At 75.1% G+C, this 3,550-nt stretch carries 2 protein-coding genes; both read left to right on the top strand.

Annotated elements, in window-relative coordinates; all coding sequences use genetic code 11:
• Positions 1-30: 30 nt before the first annotated feature.
• Positions 31-2,298 (top strand): bifunctional glycosyltransferase/CDP-glycerol:glycerophosphate glycerophosphotransferase, encoded by a 2,268-nt coding sequence (locus tag ACOV8S_RS18465; protein WP_448318929.1) that lies wholly within the window; start codon positions 31-33, stop codon positions 2,296-2,298.
• Positions 2,295-3,550, top strand: a 1,256-nt coding sequence (locus ACOV8S_RS18460; RefSeq protein WP_448318928.1) for a hypothetical protein, incomplete at its 3' end; no start/stop codon positions are given. The genes ACOV8S_RS18465 and ACOV8S_RS18460, both read left to right, overlap by 4 nt.

Raw genomic sequence — 3,550 nt, 5'->3', positions numbered from 1 at the left:
CGTCCCGCACCCCCCGTGAGGAACTGACCCGTGCCGCCCCGCCTCAGCATCATCGTCCCGGCCCACCGCGTACAGGGCTTCCTCCGCGAATGCCTCGACTCCGTCCTCACCCAGTCCCACCAGGACTGGGAACTGATCGCCGTCGACGACCACTCCCCCGACCGCAGCGGCGAGATCCTCGACGAGTACGCCGCCCGCGACCCCCGGATCAAGGTCCTCCACCTCGCCGAGAACGCCGGCCTCGGCCGCGCCCGCAACGCCGCGCTCCCGCACGCCACCGGCGACCACCTGCTCTTCCTGGACAGCGACGACACCCTCACCCCCGGCGCCCTCCAGGCGATCGCCGACCGCCTCGACGAGACCGGCGACCCGGACGTCCTCGTCTTCGACTACGTCCGCGCCCACTGGTGGGGCGGCATCCGCCGCAACGCCCTCGCCCACGTGCTCGCAAAGACCGGCGCGGCCACGGCCCCCGGCGGCGTCTTCACCGCCGCCGAGCACCCCGAGATCCTCGAACTCCTCATGGTGGTCTGGAACAAGACCTACCGCCGCGCGTTCGTCGAGCACCACGGCTTCCGCTTCCCGCCCGGCTACTACGAGGACACCCCCTGGACCTTCCCGGTCCTGCTCACCGCCGGGCGGATCGCCGCCCTGGACCGCGTGTGCCTGAGCTACCGCCAACGGCCCACCGGATCGATCCTCTCCACCACCAGCCGCAAGCACTTCGACCTGCACGAGCAGTACCGCCGGGTCTTCGCCTTCGTCGACGAGCACCCCGAGCTGCAACCGTGGAAGCCCTACCTGCACCGGCGGGCGGGCGAGCACTGCCTGGACGTGCTGGGCAAGCCGGACCGCCTCCCGCCCTCCGCCAAGGCCGAGTTCTTCCGCGCCACCGCCGGCCTCCTGCGCGAACTGCGGCCCCCGGGCACCGTCACCGACGCGGCCCTGCGGGTACTGGAACGGCCCTACGCCGTCTACCGGTCGACCCGGTCGGCGGCCGCGGTCCGTCGCCGCGCGGCCGGGACGGCCCGCCGAGCGGGCCGTGTCACCGCCGACCGCGCCGGCCGCGTCCTGCAGTTCGCGCACCGCCGCCGCGGCCTGGACCCCGAGCTCGCGCTGTACTCCGCCTTCCACCACCGCGGCGTGCTCGGCGACCCGGCGGCGATCCACCGTGCTGCCCGCGAACTCGCCCCGCACATCCGCGGCGTGTGGGTGGTGCGCCCCGAACACGCCCACCAGGTCCCCGACGGGATCGAGCACGTGGCCCCCGGCTCGCCCCGGCACCTCGCCCTCCAGGCCCGCGCCACCTGGTTCGTCAACGACGTCCCCTGGCCCTGGATGCCGGTCAAGCGCCCCGGCAGCGTGCACCTCCAGACCCACCGCGGCACCCCGCTGAAGTACCAGGGCGCCGACCTGCTGTCCAAGCCCGGAGCCCGGCTGGGGCTGGACGTGCCGCGGATGCTGCGCAGGGCCGACCTCTGGGACTGGAGCCTGGTCGCCAACCGGCACTCCGAGCGGGTCTGGGAGCGGGCCTTCCCCTGCCACTTCACCTCGCTGCGCACCGGCAGCCCGCGCAACGACGTGCTGGTGCGCGGCGACGCCGCCCGCGGCGCAGCCACCCGGGCCCGCCTCGGCATCCCCGCCGGGCACACCGTGGTGCTGTACGCCCCGGCCCGCCGCGACCACGTCCGCGGCGGCCACACGGAGCCGTTCGACCCGGCCCGTTTCGCCGCCGACCTCGGCCCCGGGCGGACCCTGGTGGTCCGCCTCCATCCCTCGCTCGCCGACGGCCCGGCCCGCGGCCTCTCCCTCGCCGAGCTGCACCGGCGGGGCGTCCTCGTCGACGCCACCGACGAACCCCATGTGGAGGATCTGATGCTCGCCTCCGACGTCCTGGTCACCGACCACTCGTCGCTGATGTTCGACTACGTCAACCTGGACCGGCCCGTCGTCGTGCACGCCGGCGACCGGGCCGCGGTCGCGGCGAGCCGCGGCCTCTACCTCGACGTCACCGCCGAACCGCCCGGCCACGTGACCCGCTGCTACGAGGAGCTGGCCGAGCTCTTCGCCGGCGACGCCTGGCGCGACGAGCGGTCCGCCCGGCGACGCGCCCGCTTCCGCGCCGTGTACGGGGAGTTCGACGACGGCAGGGCCGCCGAGCGGGTGGTGCGCACCCTGATGCTCGGCGAGCCGATGCCGGCCCACGCCGCCCCGGCCCCGGCCGGCGCCGCCGCCGACGGCTCCGCCTCCCTGCCCGCTCCGGCCGCCGGCCGCGACGACCTCCTCCAGCGGTCATGAGCGCCGCCGCCTCCGCGCTGGCCGCCCTGCGCCCGCGCCGCACCCGCGGCTGGGTGCTGCTGCTCGCCGCCGTCTTCGCCGTGCTCCAGCTCGCCAACGTCAGCGGCCGGGACACCCCCGACACCAAGAACTACCTCTCGTACACGATGAGCCTGCTGGGCCAGGACAAGCGGGAGGCGGCGGGCGTCACCATCGAGTACGCCTGCGCCGGACAGGCCTCGGTGGCCCGCCGCGACCAGAAGGTCGACGTGGAGCGCTTCCACCGGGCCTCGCCCGCCCGGGACGTCGCCTCCGCCTGCCGTTCCGACCACTGGCGGACCGTCGAGGAGCGGCTGAAGGCGGGGCAGACCGGCGGGCACACCACGCCCTTCATGTCCGAGCGGTTCCAGCGGATCTTCGAGGTCCGCCCCGGCTACCCGGCGTTCCTGGTCCCGTTCGTCGCCACGTTCGGCGTGAAGTGGGGCCTGTGGGCGGCGGGCGTCACCATCGCCTCCTCCTGCGGGATCCTGGTCTTCCTGGTCCTGCGCTCCCTGCGGGTCCGCCGCGCCCTCGCCCTCACCGGTCAGGCCCTGTTCTACGCGCTGCCCTGCGGGGTGACGGCGATGCGGCCGATGACCGAGGGGCTGCTGCTCCTGTTCACCCTGTCCGCCCTGTGGGGCTGCGCGCTGGTGCTGCGCGGCCGTGGCTGGACGGGCACGATGCTGGTCTCGCTGTCGCTGGCGGCGCTGTTCACCGTCAAGCACTCGCAGGCCCTGTTCCTCGGGGTGTGCCTGGCCGCGGCGGGCACGGCGGTCGCCCTGCGACGGCTGCGGCAGGCACGGCCGGTGGGACGCGGGGTGGTCGCGGTGGCCGCGGCCTCCGCGTACGGGGCGCTGGCCACGGTGGTCGCCGCGTGGGCGCTGGACCACCCGTCCATGACGGACAGCGTGCAGGACCTGCTCACCGACCACTTCCAGCGGCCCGACCGGGCGGCGCCGTGGCGGGAGTTCGCGCACCTGGAGTTCAACTTCTGGGTGGAGTGGACCCGCCGCCAGCTGTGGGAGCCGCTGTTCGCCGCGGCCCTCGCGGCGGGGGCGTGGGGCGCGCTGCGCAGGCGTCCCGCCTTCGGCGTGTTCCTGGTCGGCGCGGCGGGCACGGGGGTGCTGACCCAGGCGGCGCACCCCGACATGGGCATCTGGGGCGGCCGGCTGATCGTGCTGGCCTGGCTCCTGCCGGTGGTGGGCCTCCCGCTGCTCCTGGAGTCCCTGACCAC

Source organism: Streptomyces sp. CO7 (assembly GCF_053474865.1).
This window is presented reverse-complemented; position numbering and strand designations above follow the sequence as displayed.